Consider the following 19,756-nt stretch of genomic DNA (forward strand, 5'->3'; position numbering starts at 1 on the left):
TCCAATCTCCCTATCTGGGCATCCAAATCTTGAAACAGTTTGAGGTGGTGCCAAGTTCATATGCTCCCGAAAGCGCATCATCAAGTCCGCTGTAGCTCATGGTCACAACAGTAGCGTCCTTTGGCAAAAGAGCTATCTCCTCCGGAGTAGTGATGCGCACCTGCTGCCCGCCAAGATAGAACTGCAGCATCTGCACTGCATCAGCGCCGTCCTCGTTAATATAATATACCTCGCCTTTAGTTTGTCCAGCGATTTCCTCTGCAACCTCGGCTTCGCCCCTGACAAAAGAGCTGGCATCTTCCCACACAGTTATGGTCAAAAGAATAGACAAAACCGCAAATACCATGATTGCCATGGACATGGCAGCTTTTCCCCCAAGGTTCATCTTGAACACCAGAAGCGAAAAGATGATAAGTCCAGAAAGTGCAAAGGCCGCAACAAGAAAAGCCTTAACATCTGTAAAAGCAAAGGACAAGTATCCAGCTCCAATGCACAGAATCCCGTCGTAGTCTCCATATCCGCCAATCCTTACAAGCACTGCCAATAGTCCCACTGCAGCGGCTGCAAGGCCTCCCATTATCCACCTGATATTCCCTTCCTCTTCCAAAAACTCTTTTGCTCCAAGGACCAGAAGCAGAGCGCAGAAAGGATCCAAATATCTTCCGTAGAGCACCGAGGTAAAAGAGTCTCCTCCAAACAAAAACAGCGATGAAAGAAGCGCCTCCAGTACCAGTGATACCAGAATAAAATAGCTGACATCGTCCTTATCCCTGGTCATGCGTACAAGCCTCTTAAGGCCAAGTGTTCCAAGACCAAGGGTAGATGCCACCAGGTAAAAGAAATTTCCAAGAAGTGATACTACAAATCTAATTGCGCCTTCAAGGCTAAAGAGATTTCTTATCTTTGAAATCATGGCAAGAAAGCCCGTGGAAGCGTAAGCTGCGCTCTGAGTGATACCAGATGTGAAATAGGTTTTGGCAGGGAATGTCAGCGCAAAAAGAGCTGCAAAAACAAGGGCCAGAAAAACTCCACTTAGCTTCTTCCCATTATCGGAAGTCTTTTCCAGCGTGATCAGGATCGCCAGAGCCAGGACTGGAAGCATTCTGTTGTGGGTTATGAATGCCAGAAATGCCGGCAGAAGAAACAGTGCTCCATTCCGAATAGTCACATTTTCCGAAAACTTTTTGAGCCTTATGACTGTAACTACCAATAGGAAAAAGAGCGCGATTTCGCTCATGGTAGACAAACTGTAGATTATAAGTGGTGGAAATATAAGGGCAAGATAAGACTCTTTTCCCAGATCCTTCTTAAGAAGGGCAAAAGATGCAATCATGAGAATAAGGTTTATTACAAGAGCTGCGCGGTAGGCAGATAACGGACTTCTAAAAAGCGCCATGACAGGAAGGAGAAGTGCGCTGTAGCCATAGGAATAAAAGCTTCCAAGGCTCTGGATGTCTTCCCATGGGAAACCAAGGGCCTTAGCGGCATTGTACCAGTAGCCAAACTCGTCAGGAAGTATCAGAAAGGGAAAAGCCCTGGGAATAAAGATAATGCCAATAGCCAGAACTTCCAGAAGGCACAGTAATGAAATTACGTCTATTTTTTTCGCTCTCATATCTCTATTATGTGCACAAAAAAAGACTACCGCAAGGAAAATTGCGGTAGTCCGTTATTTCTTTTATCTTATATCAATCAATTCTTATAAGAGTATACATTGCAAGATTGCCCTGAGCGTTTCCTAAAGCATCAATTGTAATTGTATCTGGGTTATCATCAGTATCCTTGTAGATCTGATAGAAACCGCCTGGATAGATGGATACTACTGCGTATTTGCCACCGTCCTTCTTAAGAGAGTCGCTGATACCAAACTTAAATGTTCCAACGAAATTTGAATCCTCTTCGCCAGCTGGCCACTTGTACTGAACATTTACGCTTGGTCCGATCACTGCATTTGGATACTGCTGAGTAGCTACTTCTGTTACACACTGATAAGCCTGTGGGCTCTTTTTTGCATCTGTCTCATAAGCTGTGATCTCAACATGTGAAGGATCTGTAGTATTAGACTCAGCTTTGTAGTACTCCTTTGATGGAGCCATAGCCAGACCCTTTATTTCATCTAAAAGATAAAGTCCCTTAACCTCAGATGTTACGCCATCTACAGTCCTGTTCTCTACTTTGCTGCCCTCAGCAACAATTGCCTGTCTCTGAGCATTAGCCTCAGCATCTACTCTTTCCTGTGTTCTGTTTGCAAGCTCCTCTGGAGACTCATAATGGCTTGTATCTACCTCAACTTTTGTTCTTGCAATTCCGCTGGTTCTAGCCATAACGTCAAGATCAAAGCTTCCTGTTCCAAGAATAACTCCAAGGGATAATACTGTTCCAACACCTGCAATAATAATTGACTTTGTTGTCTTTCTCATTGTTCGTTTCACCTCATACTCACTTTTTTATTTAAATTGTGTTTACAGTTTTTCTCCGACCAACGAGACAATACTAGCACCTAAATTTCAATTTCGTAATTAAAATTATTTGCGAAACACTAAAAATTTTATTAAATTCGCAACATTAATTCACACAAGACCGTTAATGATGATTATTAGTATCAGAACAGGAAGAACGAATCTCAGGTAATACTTGATCCAGACAGGCATCTTAGTGCCTTCACCTGTGTTTACTTCCTCATGGTACTTATCAAATCCCCATCCAAGACCTGTTACGCAGAACAGCAGAATAACCAGAGCTCCTATTGGGAGAATAAGGTTACTTACAAGGAAGTCCTCGAAATCAAGAACTCCTCTTCCGCCCGGGAACTGCAGTCCGCTCCATTTGTTAAAGCCAAGAACACATGGAAGGGAAGCAAAGATCAGGAAGATGCAGTTAATGACAATTGATGCATTTCTGCTGATCTTAAAGTTGTCTGTAAGGCATACGATAAGATTCTCAAACACTGCTGTCACAGTGGAGAAGCTTGCAAATGACATGAATACAAAGAACAGAGTTCCCCAGATCCTGCCAAGAGGCATGTTGATAAAGAGCTCAGGCAGGGTAACAAAGATAAGTGATGGCCCCTGACCTGGCTCAACACCATAGGAAAAGCATGCAGGGAAAATAATGATTCCTGAAAGGATAGCAACCATTGTATCAAGAGCGCTGATCCTCATGGCTTCTCCAGTAAGGGTCCTGTCCTTGGACATGTAGCTTCCAAAGACCTCGATGGATCCCATACCAATACTAAGGGTAAAGAAAGCCTGGCTCATGGCTGCTGAAATGACCTTATGAAGTCCAATCTCTTTTGCCTTGCCAAAATCAGGAAGTAAAAAGAATGTAAGTCCTTCTTTAGCACCAGGAAGAGTTATACTGTGAACAGCAAGGATTGCGATAAGAGCAAGAAGTCCAAGCATCATGAACTTGTTTACTCTCTCAAGTCCGTTCTGAACACCAAAGCTAAGAACCAAAAATCCAATAAGTACAGTTACTATGGTAAAGATACCCATTTCAATGGGATCTGCCATAAGTCCGTCAAATACTGAAGCTACTGGAGCATCTCCGATCTTCTCAAATTCACCTGTTGCGAACTTGTAGAAGTAGTCAAACATCCAGCCTGACACGGTGGTGTAATACATCATAAGAAGGTAGTTGCCTATCATGCAGACCCATCCGTGGATATGCCACTTGGTGCCCTTCTTTTCAAGCTTCTTGTAGCCATTAACCAGGGTAAGTCCACTGGCTCTTCCCATTGCCAGCTCCATAGTCATTACCGGAACTCCCATAATTGCCAAAAACAAAAGATAGAACAGCACAAACACTGAACCACCGTTCTGTCCTGTCACATAAGGAAACTTCCATACATTACCAATTCCAATCGCGCAGCCTGCGCTTACCAGGATAAATCCCAGGCGGGTTCCAAATCCCCCTCTGTTGTTGTCACTCATTACTAAATTCCTTCAAAAATTAAATTTGGCTTTAAGACAGCCAACGAAAATTATACCATCAGTCAGAAATTTAGAACAGAGTATTTTTAAAACTCGAACCGCATCCCGTCAGAGCCCTCCGTTGCTGCGTTTGAGCTCCCATCCATGAGAACGGCAGTAACTTCAGTTGCCCCCAGCTCTGATGCATAGCGAACAGCACTATCCATATCCGCCTCGGAAAAGAGACTTTCTCCGGGGCGGTATTTTATTAATCCCTTTAAAGTTTCAAGGCCTGCAGCATCTGCTGTGGCTGCGGCGATCAGTCTTTTCAAAATGGCAAGGCCATTCTCTGTCACAAATTTCTCATAGGCCTCTTGGTATCCCGCAAGGAGCTCCACCGGATAAAGCAGCCTTCCTATGGCGATGTCCTGTGGAATCTCGCCGCTGTCTATCTTGGCCTTTTCGAAGAGCTTGTCGTACTCGCGATAGTTGATGGAGCGCCTGTCCACGCACTCCCTGTAGAACATGCCAGATCCCGCGATGGAAAACTGAATGGTGCGGGCCATGGTGTTTTCATTGAAATCGTAGACGTACTCAGGGAAAGTAAGACAGCTTGTGATATAGGTTTCGGTCGCCGTAAGCTCTTTTCCCTCCCGCACTCTTATGGTGAACTTAAGAGTCTTGTCGTTATCAGCGAGGAAATTTCTTATAACCTCAAACCACCCGCGGTTTATGGTGATATCAATATCGCTTATGCTGTCGCACTGTCTGCAGACACCGTCGTAGTAGTCATCGATGCTGTCAAAGAGAGATATCTTCCTAAGGTTCCTGCAGTTGTGAAAAGCAAAGCCGTAAAGGGTCGTTATGCTCTCAGGAAGGGTTACGCTCCGAAGGTCCTGCCTTCCAGAAAAAGAGTGATTACCGACAGCTTCTACCGGAAGTCCATCAATCTCTGCTGGCACCACCAGGTCTGATACGCTTCCCTCGTAGCCTGTGATCTCTATGAATTTGTGCTTATCTTTTTTATGTTCGCGAATTTCGTATGTAAAAGGCATTACTACTCCATTTGGACGTTTTTCTTTTTATCTTATAGCCGGTTGCGGCTCTTTACAACCTTCAATATAATAGAGGACATAATCAAACTGTATCCCCATGATACCAGGAAGGACACCATGCCCCATGAGTGAGTTTGACGCAGTAGCACTGGTTAAGTGCGAGACTTATGAATATGAAGAGGTAAAAAGAGCTTTAGGCGAGAGTCTGGATCTAATAGATGCCCTAAGCTTTGTAGAGCCCGGAATGAAGATCGGTATAAAGGCCAACCTTGTTACCGGAGCTTCAGCAGACAAGGCTATCACCACAAATCCGGTGCTCCTAAGAAGGCTCTGCGAGCTTCTTGTAGAAAGAGGCGCCACAGTTGTTATAGGAGACAGCCCAGGAGGACTGTTCACCCCGTCCTTTGTCCAGAACATTTACAAAGCCTGCGGACTTAATGAGCTTGAGGATATCAAAGGCGTTACCTTAAATCAGAACTTCTCTGTTAAGGACGGTACGTTCCCAGAGGCACTATCCATCAAGAGCTTCATATATACAGGGTGGCTACGGGACGTAGACGTCATCATCAATTTCTCCAAGCTTAAGACCCACGCCATGATGGGCATGAGCTGCGCAGTCAAGAACATGTTTGGCTGCATCCCCGGAGCCACCAAGCCAGAGTACCATATGAGATTCCCTGAGGAGAAGGCCTTCGCCAACGTGATGGTGGATCTCAACGAATACTTTAAGCCTGTTCTCTACGTGGTTGACGCCATAGACGGCATGGAGGGCAACGGCCCGACAGCCGGGGAAAAGAGACATATCGGCGCTGTACTTGCTTCCAAAAAGCCCTACGCTCTGGACATGGTCTGCGCTCATATGATTGGAATGGGAATTAATGATGTTCAGACACTGCTTATGGCAAGCGAAAGAGGCCTTGGTCCCAAGGACATAAGTGAAGTCAGAATCCTTGGTGGATACAGCCTTGGGGACGCAGTTGTCCCTGATTTTAAAAGAGCTACCATTCATCAGAGCATTACCTTTGAAGGTGGAACGGTGTTTAACAGGATCAAATCTGTGGCTGTTAAGCTGGCCTACTCCACCAAACCTCAGGTCAAAAAGGATGAGTGCATAGGCTGCAGGAAGTGCCATGAAACCTGCCCGGCAAAGGCCATCACTATGGTCAGGGCAAATGGAGCTTCACCTAAAGGAACCGGCTCTATCCCATCAATCGACCGCAGCAAGTGTATCAAGTGTTTCTGCTGCCAGGAATTCTGCCCGGTTGGAGCCATGAAGGTTCACTACAACCCGATCGGAAAACTCCTCAACAATATGCACGGCTGATTTTAGCTCTTTTGCCAAAAACAAAAATAAGCCCTGGGTGCAACAACCTGCACTCAGGGCTATTATTATGCTTGTTATGACTGGTTCTGATCTTCTACGATACTTGCTCCAGCATAGATCTCTCTAAGCTTTGGCTTATCGATCTTGCCTGTAGCATTTCTGATAACGTCTGCAAAAATGATCTTACGAGGTCTCTTGTATCTTGGAAGATCCACACAGAACTCGTCTACCTCTTCCTCGGTAAGGGTCATGCCCTCTTTTACCTGGATGATAGCTGCTGCGATCTCACCAAGACGCTGATCACGAAGACCGATAACAGCTGCGTCGTGGATCTTGTTGTTCTTCATAAGGAAGCTCTCGATCTGAACAGGATACAGGTTCTCACCGCCGGAGATGATAACGTCCTTCTTACGGTCTACAAGGAAGATAAAGCCCTCCTCGTCCTGACGTGCCATGTCTCCTGTAAAGAGCCAGCCATCCTTAAGGATCTCAGCTGTTGCTTCTGGGTTCTTGTAGTACTCAACCATTACGCCAGGGCCCTTGACGCAAAGCTCTCCGATATCGCCCTGCTTAACAATGTTGCCATCCTCGTCCACGATCTTGGTCTTCCAGCCATAGCCAGGAACACCGATAGCTCCGACCTTTCTGACGTTCTCCATTCCAAGGTGAACGCAGCCTGGGCCTGTGGACTCTGAAAGTCCGTAGTTGGTGTCGTACTTGTGATCCGGGAAGTACTCAAGCCAGTGACGAACCAGTGATGGTGGGATAGGCTGAGCACCGATGTGCATGAGTCTCCACTGCTTAAGGTGATAGTCTTCCATCTTAAGCTTGCCGCTGTCCAGCGCAGCCAGGATATCCTGTGCCCACGGAACAAGGAGCCATACGATGGTGCATCTCTCCTCGGATACAGCCCTGAATACTGCCTCAGGGGAATTGCCCTTAAGAAGTACTGCGCGGCTTCCGGTATAGAGAGATCCAAACCAGTGCATCTTGGCACCTGTGTGATAGAGAGGTGGGATGCAAAGGAAATTATCTGCGTGTGTAGTCTCATGGTGCATGGCTTCCATCTTGGCTGACTGCATAAGCGCTGTGTGGATATGCAAAATAGCCTTAGGGAAACCTGTAGTTCCTGATGAGAAATAAATTGCTGCATCGTCCTTGTCTTCTACCAGGATCTTAGGTGCCTGGGATGAAGCATTGGATGCATATCTGTAATAGTCATCGGCGTAGGATGGGCACTGGTCGCCTACAAAGAGAAGAAGCATCTCTTTTTTAAGCTTCTGTGCAATGTCCTCGATTCGTCCGATAAACTCAGGTCCGTAGAACAAAACGTCTGAATCTGAAGCCTTCAGACAGTAGTCGATCTCCTCAGAATCAAAACGGAAATTAAGAGGAACTGCTACTGCTCCGGCCTTTAAGATACCAAAGTAAATTGGCAGCCACTCAAGGCAGTTCATAAGAAGGATCGCACACTTCTGTCCCTTCTTGATTCCTCTCTCCATAAGCATATTGGCCACGCGGTTTGCCTTCTCATCAAACACGGACCAGGTGATCTGTCTTCTGTAATAGCTTGTTGATGTTGGCTGGATGAGTTCGTACTCTTTCCAGGTAACTCTCTGTTCTTCCTTGATCTCAGGATTGATCTCAACAAGTGCAACCTCTTCCCCATAGAGCTTGCTGTTTCTCTCAAGTAAATCTGTAATTGGCATTTCTTGTAACTCCCTCTAAAGAATTAAGGCTTAAAGTATCACTAATGCACTTTAAAGCACTAAAGTAAAGTATACCTTCTTTTTAGAGAAAAATCAACAGTTTACCTTTATTCAAAGTCTCCCAAAGGCACAAACTGCACTTCCTTGTCTGTAGGGAAATTCATGATATTTGAAAGGCGGTCGTTGTAATCATCCTCAGTCATTTCCTCCCAGGTTTCTCCGCTGTCATAGGATACTGACCACTTATACTGTGCTCCATCTGTCTCATCAAGTTTAAGTGAATACTGCGGAAACAGCTCTGTGCTGTTTGGCATAAGCTCAAAGGTGTTGACTACAGAAACACTGGCAAGCTCAGAGACATGCTCAGAAAGTACCGGTCCGTGGAGCATATAATAATCCCTCCAGTTTCCGGAAGTAACGTGGGTAGGCTTTCCATCTACCACTCCAAAGATATCGTAGATCTGCCCGTTACCCATGTCCCCCATCACCATCTCATCAACGCCGTCCAGGTTAAAGTCATAATAAGCCACACCAATGTTAAGAAGAGGGTCTTCCGGGTGTGAACCCATAGTCATGGCATAATAAACAGGGCTTAGCTCTTTTTCCTCAAGCTCATTAGAGTTCTCCGCATCCTTGACGGTGGTCACAATTTCTTTTACCAGGTCGCCGTAAATCTCCTCGCCCCTGCATCCGCCGCCATCAACATACTCTCCGCCTCCTACTGGCTCAAGAGTTGCCGCGATATCTCTGGCATTGTCATAAAGTGCCGAATATGTCGCAGGCGCATCAGCACTCTTGTTGAAATCCCACTGTACTTCTGAGGGAAAAGAGATAAGGACATGATGAACTTTGCCGCTCTCATCCGTTAGTTCGCCGATCTTTGTCCGCATTCCGCCGTACTCTCCGTAATCATCGGCAAGGCAGATTCCAAAAGCAAAGCCGGTATAGCCGTCTTCATAGCATGCTTTGTCGTATATGTTTATTTCGTTTTCATAGTTGTAAGCAAGATATGTTCCTTCCGTCCCTTCTGGCATCTGGATTGAGAAGATGCCATTGGATACTCTTCCGGAAGCATCCGGTGTAAGCTCCTGTCCCATAAACTCTTCTTCGTCAAAAGAGCTGTCCTCAGCGGATGCTTCTGTCGCATCATCCGCGCTGGCTTCTACGGTAGATTCAAATTCTACCTGCTCTGCTGGTTCCTGGGAAGTTGCACCAGTGCCGCAGCCTGTAAGCGCAAGGGTGCATCCTATAACAAATAACAATAACTTCTTTTTCATAAACTTTTCCTCCTCAATATACAATCTGTATTTCATTATACTCTGATGTTGTACCAAGCTACCGGTACATCAATTCACTTTCGTGGTCTTTAAGCCATTTTCTGCGCTCCTTGTAGTCCGGGATTATCTTCTCTACTTCTGCCCAGAACCTTTTTGAGTGGTTCATCTCCTTTAGATGGCAAAGCTCATGGACTACCACGTAGTCGATAATCTCGTCCGGAGTGCGCATAAGAAGGCAGTTAAAGTTAAGATTGCCTTTTCCTGAGCAGCTGCCCCAGCGGCTCTTTTGCATCCTGATGGTTATGCGGCCGTAAGTCACTCCCATGATTCCGGCGTAGTAGCGAACTCTCTGGGGGATGATGCGCTTGGCCCTTGTAACAAGAAGCTTTACCTCCTGGGGAGACAGTGGCTCTTTTCCCTCCTGACTGATCTCCTCCTGCCTCTCTTTCATCTTCCGAAGGCTCTTATCGATCCAGTCGGCCTTTTCCCCAACGAATCTATTGATCTCTCTAAGCGACACTCTCATAGGCGCTCTGACGATGACCTGGGCGTCTGCCGTAACCTCTATTGAAATGGTCTTCCGCCTGCTGCGGATAAGTTTTATCTCCTGTTTCATAGTGCTTTTCAGTATATCACAAACCACACAGCCAATTGTTCTCAAACTCCAATTTTTCCTTGCTTTTATTACCCATTTCTACTATTCTAGTATGTAGGTCACTTTATCGCTTTAAAGTTATGCACATATCACGTTGACCAAACACATTTGCAATATTTCTATGTAGGAGGTTATGTAATGAACGACAATGCTAACAAGCAGATCATGCTGGGCAATAAGGCTGTTGCCCGTGGTCTTTACGAGGCCGGCGTCTGCTTTATTTCAAGCTATCCCGGAACCCCAAGTACTGAGGTTACTGAGGAAGCTGCTAAATATGATGAGATCTACTGCGAATGGGCACCCAATGAGAAGGTTGCCATGGAGTCTGCCTTTGGCGCCAGCCTTGCAGGCCGCAGAAGTTTTTGCGCTCAGAAGCACGTTGGACTTAACGTAGCTGCTGACCCGCTTTATACCATGTCCTACACCGGCGTCAATGCTGGTCTTGTCATCGTTGTGGCTGACGATGCGGGCATGCACTCATCTCAGAACGAGCAGGATTCAAGACATCACGCCATCGCTGCCAAGGTTCCTATGATCGAGCCTTCAGATTCAGCTGAGGCCCTTGAATACACCAAGCTTGCATATGAGATCTCTGAGAATTTTGATACTCCTGTCCTTCTTAAGATGTGCACAAGAGTAGCTCACTCCCAGTCACTGGTAACTGTTTCAGACCGCACAGTTCCAGATTTCCCTTATGAAAAAGACATTGCAAAGTACGTAATGATGCCTGGTAACGCTAAGAGACGCCACCCAATCGTTGAAGAGCGCACCAGAAAGCTCATCGAGTACGCTGAGAACTGCCCTCTTAACAGAGTTGAAATGGGCGGCACAGAGATCGGTATCATCACATCTTCTACTTCATATCAGTATGTAAAAGAGGTATTTGGCGACTCCGTTTCAGTTCTTAAGCTCGGTATGACCAATCCTCTTCCAGAGAACCTCATCAAGGACTTTGCCGCTAAGGTAGACAAGCTCTTTGTTGTAGAGGAGCTCGATCCTATCATCGAGAATCACGTTAAGACACTTGGCCTTACTGTTACAGGAAAAGACCTTCTTCCAGTATGCGATGAGTTCTCCCAGAATCTCATTGCTGCTGCTTTTGGAAAAGAGATTTCAAGCACCTTCGCTTTAGAAGAGAACGTACCAAACAGGCCTCCTGTAATGTGCGCAGGCTGCCCTCACAGAGGACTGTTCTACACTCTTAAAAAGAACAACTGCACAGTACTTGGAGATATCGGATGCTATACCCTTGGTGCTGTTCCACCTCTTGGCGCCATCGAGATGACCCTTTGCATGGGCGCTTCAATCGGTGCTGTTCACGGCTTTAACAAGGTCAGAGGAAAAGAGTCTGAGGGCAAGACCGTAGCTGTTATCGGAGATTCAACATTCATGCACTCCGGAATGACTGGTCTTGCTAACGTAGCATACAACCAGAGTAACTCAACCATCGTTATCGTTGACAACTCAATCACAGGTATGACCGGACATCAGCAGAACCCTACAACAGGCTACAACATCAAGGGCGACCCTGCTGGCAAGATCGATCTTGAGGCCCTCTGCAGAGCTATGGGCTTTGAGAGAGTAAGAGTTGTTGATCCATACAACCTCGAGGAATGCGACAAAGTGCTTAAGGAAGAGCTTGCAGCTGAGGCTCCTTCAGTTATCATCTCAAGACGTCCTTGTGCTCTTCTTAAGTATGTTAAGCACAACCCTCCACTTTCTGTAAACCGCGACAAGTGTGTAGGCTGCAAGTCCTGCATGAAGATCGGATGTCCTGCTATTTCCATGAAGGATGGCAAGGCAACCATCGACAACACTCTGTGCGTAGGCTGCAACGTATGCAGTCAGCTGTGCCCTGTTGGTGCTTTTGAAGGCATGGTTACAGGAAAGGAGGCATAAGACAAATGGAGACTAAGAATATAATGATCGTGGGCGTTGGCGGACAGGGCTCACTTCTTGCAAGTAAACTCCTTGGACATCTCCTGATGAGCCAGGGCTATGACGTTAAGGTTTCAGAGGTACACGGAATGAGCCAGAGAGGTGGTTCCGTTGTCACATACGTAAGATACGGCGACAAGGTCTTTTCCCCTGTTATCGACAAGGGACAGGCAGACTACATCGTATCCTTCGAGCTTTTAGAAGCTGCAAGGTGGCTTCCATTCCTTAAAAAGGATGGCCAGATCGTAACCAACACACAGCAGATCGATCCGATGCCAGTTATCACAGGCGCTGCAGAATACCCAGCTGACCTTGTAGATAAACTTAAGGCAACAGGTGCTAAGGTTGACGCTCTTGACTGCCTCACTCTTGCAGAGCAGGCAGGCTCAGCTAAGGCTGTAAACATCGTGCTTCTTGGAAGACTCTCACACTACTTTGATCTTCCTGAGGATGCATGGATGAAATCACTTGAGGCTAACGTACCAGAGAAATTCCTTGAAATGAACAAAAAAGCTTTCGAGCTTGGTAAGAATAATTAACGTTCCACCGCAAAGGACTATAAGGAGGAGAACACATGGAGAACTATTTCCAGCCTGAAATTGAATGTGCCCCACTGGAAAAGATAAGGGAGATTCAATCAGAGAAACTCGTTAAACAGGTTAAGCACGTATGGGACAACGTGCCACACTACCGCAAGAAGATGGAGGAAAAAGGGGTAACTCCAGATGACATCAAGTCTGTTGATGATCTTTACAAGCTTCCATTCCTCTCTAAGGCAGACCTTAGGGAGACATATCCAGCAGGCCTTCTTGCTGTTCCCAAGGACCAGGTTGTAAGGATTCACTCCACTTCTGGTACAACAGGCAAAAGAGTTATCGCCTACTACACACAGCATGACATCGACCTTTGGGATGACTGCTGCGCAAGAGCTATCGTTGCTGCAGGCGGAACCAAGGAAGACGTATGTCAGGTATCTTATGGTTTTGGTCTCTTTACTGGTGGTGCTGGTCTTAACGGTGGTTCCCACAAGGTTGGATGTATGACAGTTCCCATCAGCTCAGGTAATACAGATCGTCAGATCATGTTCATTCAGGATCTTCAGGCTACTATCCTTTGCTGCACTCCAAGCTATGCTGCTTACCTTGGTGAGCGTATGCAGGAGCTTGGCTACGGCCCTGATGATATTCCTCTTAAGTCCGGAATCTTCGGCGCTGAGGCATGGAGCGAAGAGATGCGTCACTCCATCGAGCAGACCATGGGCATCAAGGCATTTGATATCTACGGTCTCACAGAGCTCTCAGGTCCTGGTGTTGCTTTTGAGTGTTCAGAGCAGCGCGGTATGCATGTAAATGAGGATCACTTCATTGTAGAGATCATCGACCCTGAAACTGAGGAAGTACTTCCTGAAGGAAGCCAGGGCGAGCTTGTTTTCACAGCTGTTGATAAAGAAGCTTTCCCAATGATCAGATACCGCACAAGAGATATCTGCAGAGTATCAAGAGAAAAGTGCTCCTGCGGAAGAACCTTCATCAGAATGGACAAGCCAATGGGAAGATCAGACGACATGCTCATCATCCGTGGTGTAAACGTATTCCCAAGCGAGATCGAGACAGTACTTCTCAACAACGGCTATGCAGCTAACTACCAGATCGTAGTTGACCGTGTAAACAATACAGATACTCTGGACGTTCAGGTTGAGATGACTCCTGAAATGTTCAATGATAACCTTGGTGAAGTAGAGGCAAGACAGAACAAGCTCTCTGCAGATCTTAAGTCAATGCTTGGCATCAAGGCTAAGGTATCTCTCCTTGCTCCTAAGTCCATCACAAGATCAGAGGGCAAGGCAGTTCGAGTTATCGATAAGCGTAAGATTTGATATAATATAATCAGATAGGAGGATGACCATGAGCGTACAGCAGATATCCGTCTTTTTGGAAAACAGACCTGGAACCCTTAAGAAGATGACCCAGGTTCTTGCAGATCACGAAATAGATATGAGAGCCACTTCCCTTGCTGAGACCAAGGACTTTGGTATTGCAAGACTCATCGTTGACGATGCCATAAGCGCAGTCAACACCCTTAAAGAGCACGACTTCGTAGCAAGTCTTACTCCTGTTCTTGCAATTGAGATTCCTGACGAGGCAGGCGGACTTAACAAGCTTCTTGAAATCTTTGCCGATGCAGAGGTAAACATCGAGTACATGTACGCCTTCCCTGGCGGCAAGGCTACCGATAAAGCTGTTATGATCTTCCGAGTAGCTGACACTAAGGCAGCTGAGGCTCGACTTATTGGTAAGGGCGCCAAGATCCTTAACCAGGAAGAAATCTCATCAATCTAAAACAGCCATAACGTTAAGAAGCTGATGCATATGCACCAGCTTCTTTTTTATCCCTTTGTAGGGATTATGATATCCACTATTGTTCCAAAACCTTCCTGGGACTGGATATGGAGTTCTGCGTCCTCCATGATCTTAAGTCTGTTTCTAACGTTCTGGATACCTGCAAGATTTCTGTCAAAACCTGTCTCCTTCTCAATCTTGGTCATATCAAAGCCAACACCGTTATCCACAACTGATATCTTCACATATCCATTACCCTTGGCGGAATAGATCATTATCTTTCCTGTATCTCCCGGCGGAAGCTTGTAGATACCATGCCTTAATGCATTTTCTACCAGTGGCTGAATTGTAAGGGCTGGAAGCTCAAATCCCGTAGCATTGGTGTGGTATTCGACTTCAAACCTTCCAGGGCACCTTGTCTTTTCAAGCTCAAGATATACCATGGTGTGGTTAAGCTCTTTTGCAAATGAAACAAGACGATCAGCATCGATGGACTCAATGTCCTGCCTCAGGTAATTAGAGAGGTGAACGATGACCTCTTTTGCCCTGGATACATCCTTGTCACAGAGGGAATAAATAGAGTTTAAGGTGTCATACAAAAACTCTGGCTTCATCTGGGACAGAGCCATCTTGGTTCTCATCTCAGTAAGTTCTTCTGACTGTTTCTTGATATAGATCTCATTTTCAATTATAGTCTTGGCGTTATCATCAAGAGCCTGGGCAAACATGATGAATCCGCTTATGATACATGCGATGTTTGAAAGAGAATAGCCATAAATAAATGCCTGTATCACTGCCGCGATAAGAGGAAGGATGATGAAGCTAAGAAGAGCTATACGTCTGAACCTTGGAATATTTTTGCGGTATTTGGTGATAAACATGATACCTACAAGCATTCCAAGGATAAACAGAACAGTAAGGATATTAAATCCCTCGCCTCTCTCATAGAGGTTGGTTTCTGGATTGATCCTGTAAATATAACCATTAAACTGGGATATGGAAATAAAAGCCAGCGAAAGCAGAGAAAAACCAGTAATAACATAAACAAACTTACTCCCAGACTTCTCCCCTCTCATGGACAAAAGAATATAGACCGAATAGAACACCGGTAAAACAGCGTTGGCTACAAAGTTTAAAAAATTGACAACGGTCAGGACAACAAAAGCAGTACGACCAGGATTGCCCCTGTAAAGCCATGCCAGGGCATCAAAAAAGAGCATGACACCAATGGCTGCTTCAAGGCTTGCAAGAGCCCTGTACTGCCTCTTGATAACAGACCTGCTAATTATCAGATATGCGGCAGCAACCCAGCAAAAGAGTGCGCCAAAGAATTCCAGATCGGTGTAAATATATTTGATTACCACCCTCAAGATCTCCAATCAAGTTTAATAATCGAGCATCCACTAATAATTATACAGTATATTGTCAGAAAATTCTCTTGATTTTTTACACTAAAAAAGCGCTGCCACCAATTCAGGTGACAGCGCACTTTTTACATATTAGATCCTACCAGCAATGAATTACTTAAGCTGTGTCTGATCGCCACGAGGCTGGCCATACTTAGATGCAGGAACTGTGCCTCTAAGCTCTGTCTTAACGTAGTCCATAACTGCCTCGTCCATAACGATACCAGTATCAAACTGAGCGCTTGCGTTCTTGAATACATAGTATGTATCTCCGCCGTCTGCGCAGAAGTTGTTTGTAACAACTGCGTATGTATCAGTCTTGGAGAATGGCTGACCATTGATGCTCTCGATTGTAACTCTGTTGATTGATGCAGGCTTATGATATGTAGAAGCTGGATAAGCAGGTCCCTGTGCAAATGACTTCTTGGTATCAATTGTGAACTTGATGCCTGCTGTCTGAGGATATCCACCGATTGCATCAGGAGCTGCGAATGTTGAAGCCTCAAGAGCCTCAAGAAGCTCTTCACCAGTTACATAAACAACTGCTACAGTGTTTCCGAATGGAAGAACTGTGTTGATATCTTTCTTAGTAATAGCGCCTGCGTGGATAGCTGCACGGATTCCACCACCATTTGTGATTGCTACGATGTGATCCTTGTCTACAGTGATAGCGCCTGCGTTCTTAGATACGCTCCAAAGGAGTGCGTCTGTAATAAGGTCACCAAGGTTTGTCTCCTCTGTTCTGTTTCCAGGAGCCTTAGCGCCGTTGAGTTCTACTTCACTCTTACCAAATGACTGGCCATACTCAGCATCTACTCTCTTGATGATTGCTGTTGTAACGGCGTCAGTGATGACTTCCTTCTGAAGTCCCTCAAGAGATACAAGGTAGTGATCCTCGATCTTCTTGGAAGCGTTGTCGATAACTACAACACCGATGTCCTGAAGCTTTGTTCCTGTTGACTGAATAGGAAGATTATTGCTTGATGCTGTCATAACTGTGTGTGAATGACCATCGATCATGAGGTCGATGCCCTTTGTCTTAGGGAATACATCAACGCTTCTGCAAGCGTTAAGCTTGGACTCTTCATCTACACCAAGGTGAGCAAGGCAGATAACAAGATCTGCGCCCTCAGCCTTAAGCTGGTCAACCTGCTCCTGTGAGCACTTGTAAAGAGCATCCTTCTCAAGGAATGTGTAACCCTTTACGAATGAAGGAGTAACCTTTGTCATTGTCTCAGGTGTTACAAGTCCGTAGAAACCTACTCTTACGCCACCCTTTGTGATGATGGTGTGAGGAGTGAATACAGAATTGCCATTGCCATCAAGGAATGATGCGCAAACTGTACCAAACTTAGCTGTTGCAAGATTAGCCTTGAGCTGAGTTACACCGTAATCAAACTCGTGGTTACCAAGTGTGATCAGATCATAACCAGCAGCGTTCATAGAAGCTACTGCATCAAGACCCTTAGTTGTGCTTACATAAGGTGTACCCTGGCTGAAGTCACCAGCGTCAACGAGGATAACCTCTGCGCCTCTGCTCTGCAGATTCTGCTTAACAGATGCGATGTAGCCATAGCGGCCGATTGCTCCGTGAATATCATTGGAATGAAGGATTACAGTCTTGCCTGAAAAATCAGCAGGAAGATCATGGATAGATAATTCCTTAACTGGTTCGCCGGCAGCTCTGACTGTAAGTGATGTCATGCCAAGTGAAAGCACAAGAGCCATTGCCATAACAATAGAAAAAATACGTCTTACTACACTGTGTTTTGTCATAAACACACCTCCCGTTTTTTCTCACCCCTGTTCGGGGCCCGTGACTATAATTATATGACAATTAAGCCCATAATTTAACAAATAATTAACCAATTTTGTCACTTTTATTTTGGCTGTTATGTACAAAAGCATCCCTCGCCCCAGTCCCCGTCTGCATGCCCCGCACCAGAGCCACCCGCCATGGGGAAGTTCTTTTTCGTCGCTCCTTCGCTGAAGTTCATGGCTGCGACCCTTTGTTCTTACGTTCTGCGGTCAAAAAACTCGGCCCCAAGCTGCGCCGCCACTATATCTTCCTGGTTTCGAATCATTAGCTGCAAACGCCATTTTCCTGATGCTCATAGGCCGCTTTTTAAGCGCGTGCGAATAAACAGAGGCGAAAACAGGCGGATTAAATTTTTTCAATATCAGTGGTCATAGGTGCGTAGCACCCTAAGGAAATGATAAAAGGCAAAACCAAGCTGCAAGTTTGGTTTTGCCTTTTTCAATTTCCTATACGCTCGCAAAGCGAGCTATGACCACTGATTCTAGAATATGTTGATGAGCCTGTTCGCCATGAGCACGCGCAATCAAAGAAAAGCGGCCTGAGCATCATGGAAAAGTTTCGTTTGCAGGTAGTGAGAAAACGGGAAGATATAGTGGCGGCGCTGCTGGGGCCAGATATTACTCTTCGTCGTCGGCAAGAGATGTGCTCTGGTGTACCATGACCTCTTTTTCGTAGCAGGCAAATGCTCCGTCCACAAGGGCCTTGTCAGGCTTGCTTGTAAAGAGTGATACAGCAGGTACGATGATAAGTCCTGCGATCATGCAGAAAGCACCAGCGTTGATAGGTGACTGAAGAAGTACTGGGAAGCTTGGTCTTACAAGCATGTTAAGAAGCATAACAACTGTTGAGAACACGAAGCTGCACCATACACCGGCCTTGGAAGTTCCTCTCCAGTAGAGACCATAGAGGAATGGAGCAAGGAATGCACCTGCAAGAGCTCCCCATGAAACACCCATGAGCTGAGCGATGAAGGTTACGTTCTGCTTGTACTGGATGATGGCGATAACTACTGAGATACCAACGAATACTACGATGAGGGCTCTCATGATAAGGAGCTGCTTCTTTTCATCCATGTTCTTAACAACGTGACCCTTAAGAAGGTCAAGGGTAAGAGTTGATGAGCTGGTAAGAACCAGTGATGAAAGTGTTGACATAGAAGCTGAAAGAACCAGTACCACAACGATTGCGATCAGGATATCTGGAAGACCTGAGAGCATTGCTGGGATGATTGAGTCGTATCCGCCTGTAGCGATGTCCACTCTGTCGGAAAAGAGTCTTCCGAAGCCGCCAAGGAAGTAGCATCCGCCAGCAACTACAAATGCAAAGAATGTAGATACGATGGTTCCCTTGGAGATTGCTTTCTCACTCTTAATTGCGTAGAACTTCTGTACCATCTGTGGAAGTCCCCATGTACCAAGGGATGTCAAAAGAACTACTCCAAGAAGGTTAAGTGGATCAGGTCCAAAGAATGAAGCGAAGATACCAGGAGTTGTTGATACTGATTCGTCGCTGATCCTTGCAAGTCCGTCAAGAGCTGCGATAAATCCGCCCTGGCTTCCAAGTACTGCTCCAATTACTGCAACGATACCGATCAGCATGATGATGCCCTGGATAAAGTCGTTTATAGCTGTAGCCATGTATCCGCCTGCGATAACGTAGATACCGGTAAGAACTGCCATTACGATAACACAGATTGAATAGTCGATATTGAAGGCCATTCCAAAGAGTCTTGAAAGTCCGTTATAAAGTGAAGCTGTATAAGGAATAAGGAAGATAAAGGTAATGATTGATGCTGCGATCTTAAGTGATCTTCCACCAAATCTTGCTGCAAAGAACTGAGGCATTGTAGCTGAATCAAGATGCTGGGTCATGATCCTTGTTCTTCTGCCCAGGATAACCCATGCAAGAAGTGATCCGATAAGAGCATTTCCAATACCTACCCATGTAGAAGCAATTCCGTATTTCCAACCGAACTGTCCTGCATATCCTACGAAGATAACTGCTGAGAAGTAAGATGTTCCATAAGCAAAGGCTGTAACCCATGGGCCTACGCTTCTGCCTCCCAAAACAAATCCGTTGACGTCAGTGGAATTCTTGCGGCAGATAAAGCCGATAATGAGCATTACTGCAAAGAACACCACAAGAAGTAATACCTTGATGATCATAACTAATTAACCCTCCAACAATTTTGTCGCTGTAACGCTTTAAATTTTAACGCTTTTAAGTGATAAAGTCAATCATAACTGGCATCCCCTTTCCAGAAATAAACGTCTTCACAATTTATTCTTAATTCTTTTAAGTTCATTTTAGGTTGGAATTCTAA

The 19,756-nt window shown here is 45.6% G+C and carries 15 protein-coding genes; 5 read left to right on the forward strand and 10 right to left on the reverse strand.

The features are described 5' to 3' along the window. Window positions 1–10 precede the first annotated feature (10 nt). The 4 genes from D6855_RS05725 to D6855_RS05740 all read right to left on the reverse strand — a co-directional run bounded on the left by D6855_RS05725 (window position 11) and on the right by D6855_RS05740 (window position 4,966). The gene (locus D6855_RS05725; protein WP_120738943.1) at window positions 11–1,615 is read right to left on the reverse strand and encodes a hypothetical protein; all 1,605 of its coding nucleotides are present in this window, start codon (window positions 1,613–1,615) and stop codon (window positions 11–13) included. 73 nt (window positions 1,616–1,688) lie between these two features. Next, complete coding sequence (locus D6855_RS05730; RefSeq protein ID WP_120738945.1) at window positions 1,689–2,420, reverse strand: hypothetical protein; 732 nt, start codon at window positions 2,418–2,420, stop codon at window positions 1,689–1,691. 150 nt (window positions 2,421–2,570) lie between these two features. Next, window positions 2,571–3,932, reverse strand: coding sequence for a sodium-dependent transporter (locus tag D6855_RS05735; protein WP_120738947.1), 1,362 nt, complete (start codon window positions 3,930–3,932; stop codon window positions 2,571–2,573). A gap of 86 nt (window positions 3,933–4,018) precedes the next feature. Further along, window positions 4,019–4,966: a leucine-rich repeat protein gene (locus D6855_RS05740; RefSeq protein WP_120738949.1), complete on the reverse strand. Its 948-nt coding sequence runs from the start codon at window positions 4,964–4,966 to the stop codon at window positions 4,019–4,021. A gap of 124 nt (window positions 4,967–5,090) precedes the next feature. Between D6855_RS05740 and D6855_RS05745 the strand changes: the two genes are divergently transcribed. Then, window positions 5,091–6,290: a DUF362 domain-containing protein gene (locus D6855_RS05745; protein WP_158589477.1), complete on the forward strand. Its 1,200-nt coding sequence runs from the start codon at window positions 5,091–5,093 to the stop codon at window positions 6,288–6,290. A gap of 74 nt (window positions 6,291–6,364) precedes the next feature. On the opposite strand, the gene D6855_RS05750 is transcribed toward D6855_RS05745, so the two are convergent. From D6855_RS05750 to D6855_RS05760, 3 genes are all read right to left on the reverse strand, one after another. Beyond that, a complete protein-coding gene (locus D6855_RS05750) occupies window positions 6,365–7,999 on the reverse strand; it encodes a class I adenylate-forming enzyme family protein (protein ID WP_120738954.1) in 1,635 nt (544 codons plus the stop codon). Between the two features lie 107 nt (window positions 8,000–8,106). Next, a complete protein-coding gene (locus tag D6855_RS05755; RefSeq protein WP_120738956.1) occupies window positions 8,107–9,276 on the reverse strand; it encodes a hypothetical protein in 1,170 nt (389 codons plus the stop codon). A 58-nt stretch (window positions 9,277–9,334) separates the two neighbouring features. Then, entirely contained in the window at window positions 9,335–9,892 is a 558-nt protein-coding gene (locus D6855_RS05760) for a M48 family metallopeptidase (protein ID WP_120738958.1), read from the reverse strand. A gap of 177 nt (window positions 9,893–10,069) precedes the next feature. Here D6855_RS05760 and iorA point away from each other — a divergent pair, with 177 nt between their 5' ends. The 4 genes from iorA to D6855_RS05780 are packed head-to-tail and all read left to right on the forward strand — an operon-like array spanning window position 10,070 to window position 14,208. Further along, window positions 10,070–11,830, forward strand: coding sequence for an indolepyruvate ferredoxin oxidoreductase subunit alpha (iorA, locus tag D6855_RS05765; RefSeq protein ID WP_120738960.1), 1,761 nt, complete (start codon window positions 10,070–10,072; stop codon window positions 11,828–11,830). A gap of 5 nt (window positions 11,831–11,835) precedes the next feature. Next, a complete protein-coding gene (locus tag D6855_RS05770; RefSeq protein ID WP_120738962.1) occupies window positions 11,836–12,408 on the forward strand; it encodes an indolepyruvate oxidoreductase subunit beta in 573 nt (190 codons plus the stop codon). Between the two features lie 35 nt (window positions 12,409–12,443). Further along, window positions 12,444–13,745, forward strand: a complete 1,302-nt coding sequence (locus tag D6855_RS05775; protein WP_120738964.1) for a phenylacetate--CoA ligase family protein — start codon at window positions 12,444–12,446, stop codon at window positions 13,743–13,745. 28 nt (window positions 13,746–13,773) lie between these two features. Next, window positions 13,774–14,208, forward strand: coding sequence for an ACT domain-containing protein (locus D6855_RS05780; protein ID WP_120738966.1), 435 nt, complete (start codon window positions 13,774–13,776; stop codon window positions 14,206–14,208). 47 nt (window positions 14,209–14,255) lie between these two features. Here D6855_RS05780 and D6855_RS05785 read toward each other — a convergent pair whose 3' ends face one another. The 3 genes from D6855_RS05785 to D6855_RS05795 all read right to left on the reverse strand — a co-directional run bounded on the left by D6855_RS05785 (window position 14,256) and on the right by D6855_RS05795 (window position 19,598). Further along, complete coding sequence (locus D6855_RS05785) at window positions 14,256–15,572, reverse strand: sensor histidine kinase (protein ID WP_120738968.1); 1,317 nt, start codon at window positions 15,570–15,572, stop codon at window positions 14,256–14,258. Window positions 15,573–15,728: 156 nt separating this feature from the next. After that, window positions 15,729–17,390, reverse strand: coding sequence for a bifunctional metallophosphatase/5'-nucleotidase (locus D6855_RS05790; RefSeq protein ID WP_120738970.1), 1,662 nt, complete (start codon window positions 17,388–17,390; stop codon window positions 15,729–15,731). A 660-nt stretch (window positions 17,391–18,050) separates the two neighbouring features. Continuing rightward, the gene (locus tag D6855_RS05795) at window positions 18,051–19,598 is read right to left on the reverse strand and encodes a sodium:solute symporter family protein (RefSeq protein WP_120738972.1); all 1,548 of its coding nucleotides are present in this window, start codon (window positions 19,596–19,598) and stop codon (window positions 18,051–18,053) included. Between the last annotated feature and the right edge of the window lie 158 nt (window positions 19,599–19,756).

It is taken from the genome of Butyrivibrio sp. CB08 (assembly GCF_003625485.1).
Lineage (GTDB): Bacteria > Bacillota > Clostridia > Lachnospirales > Lachnospiraceae > Butyrivibrio.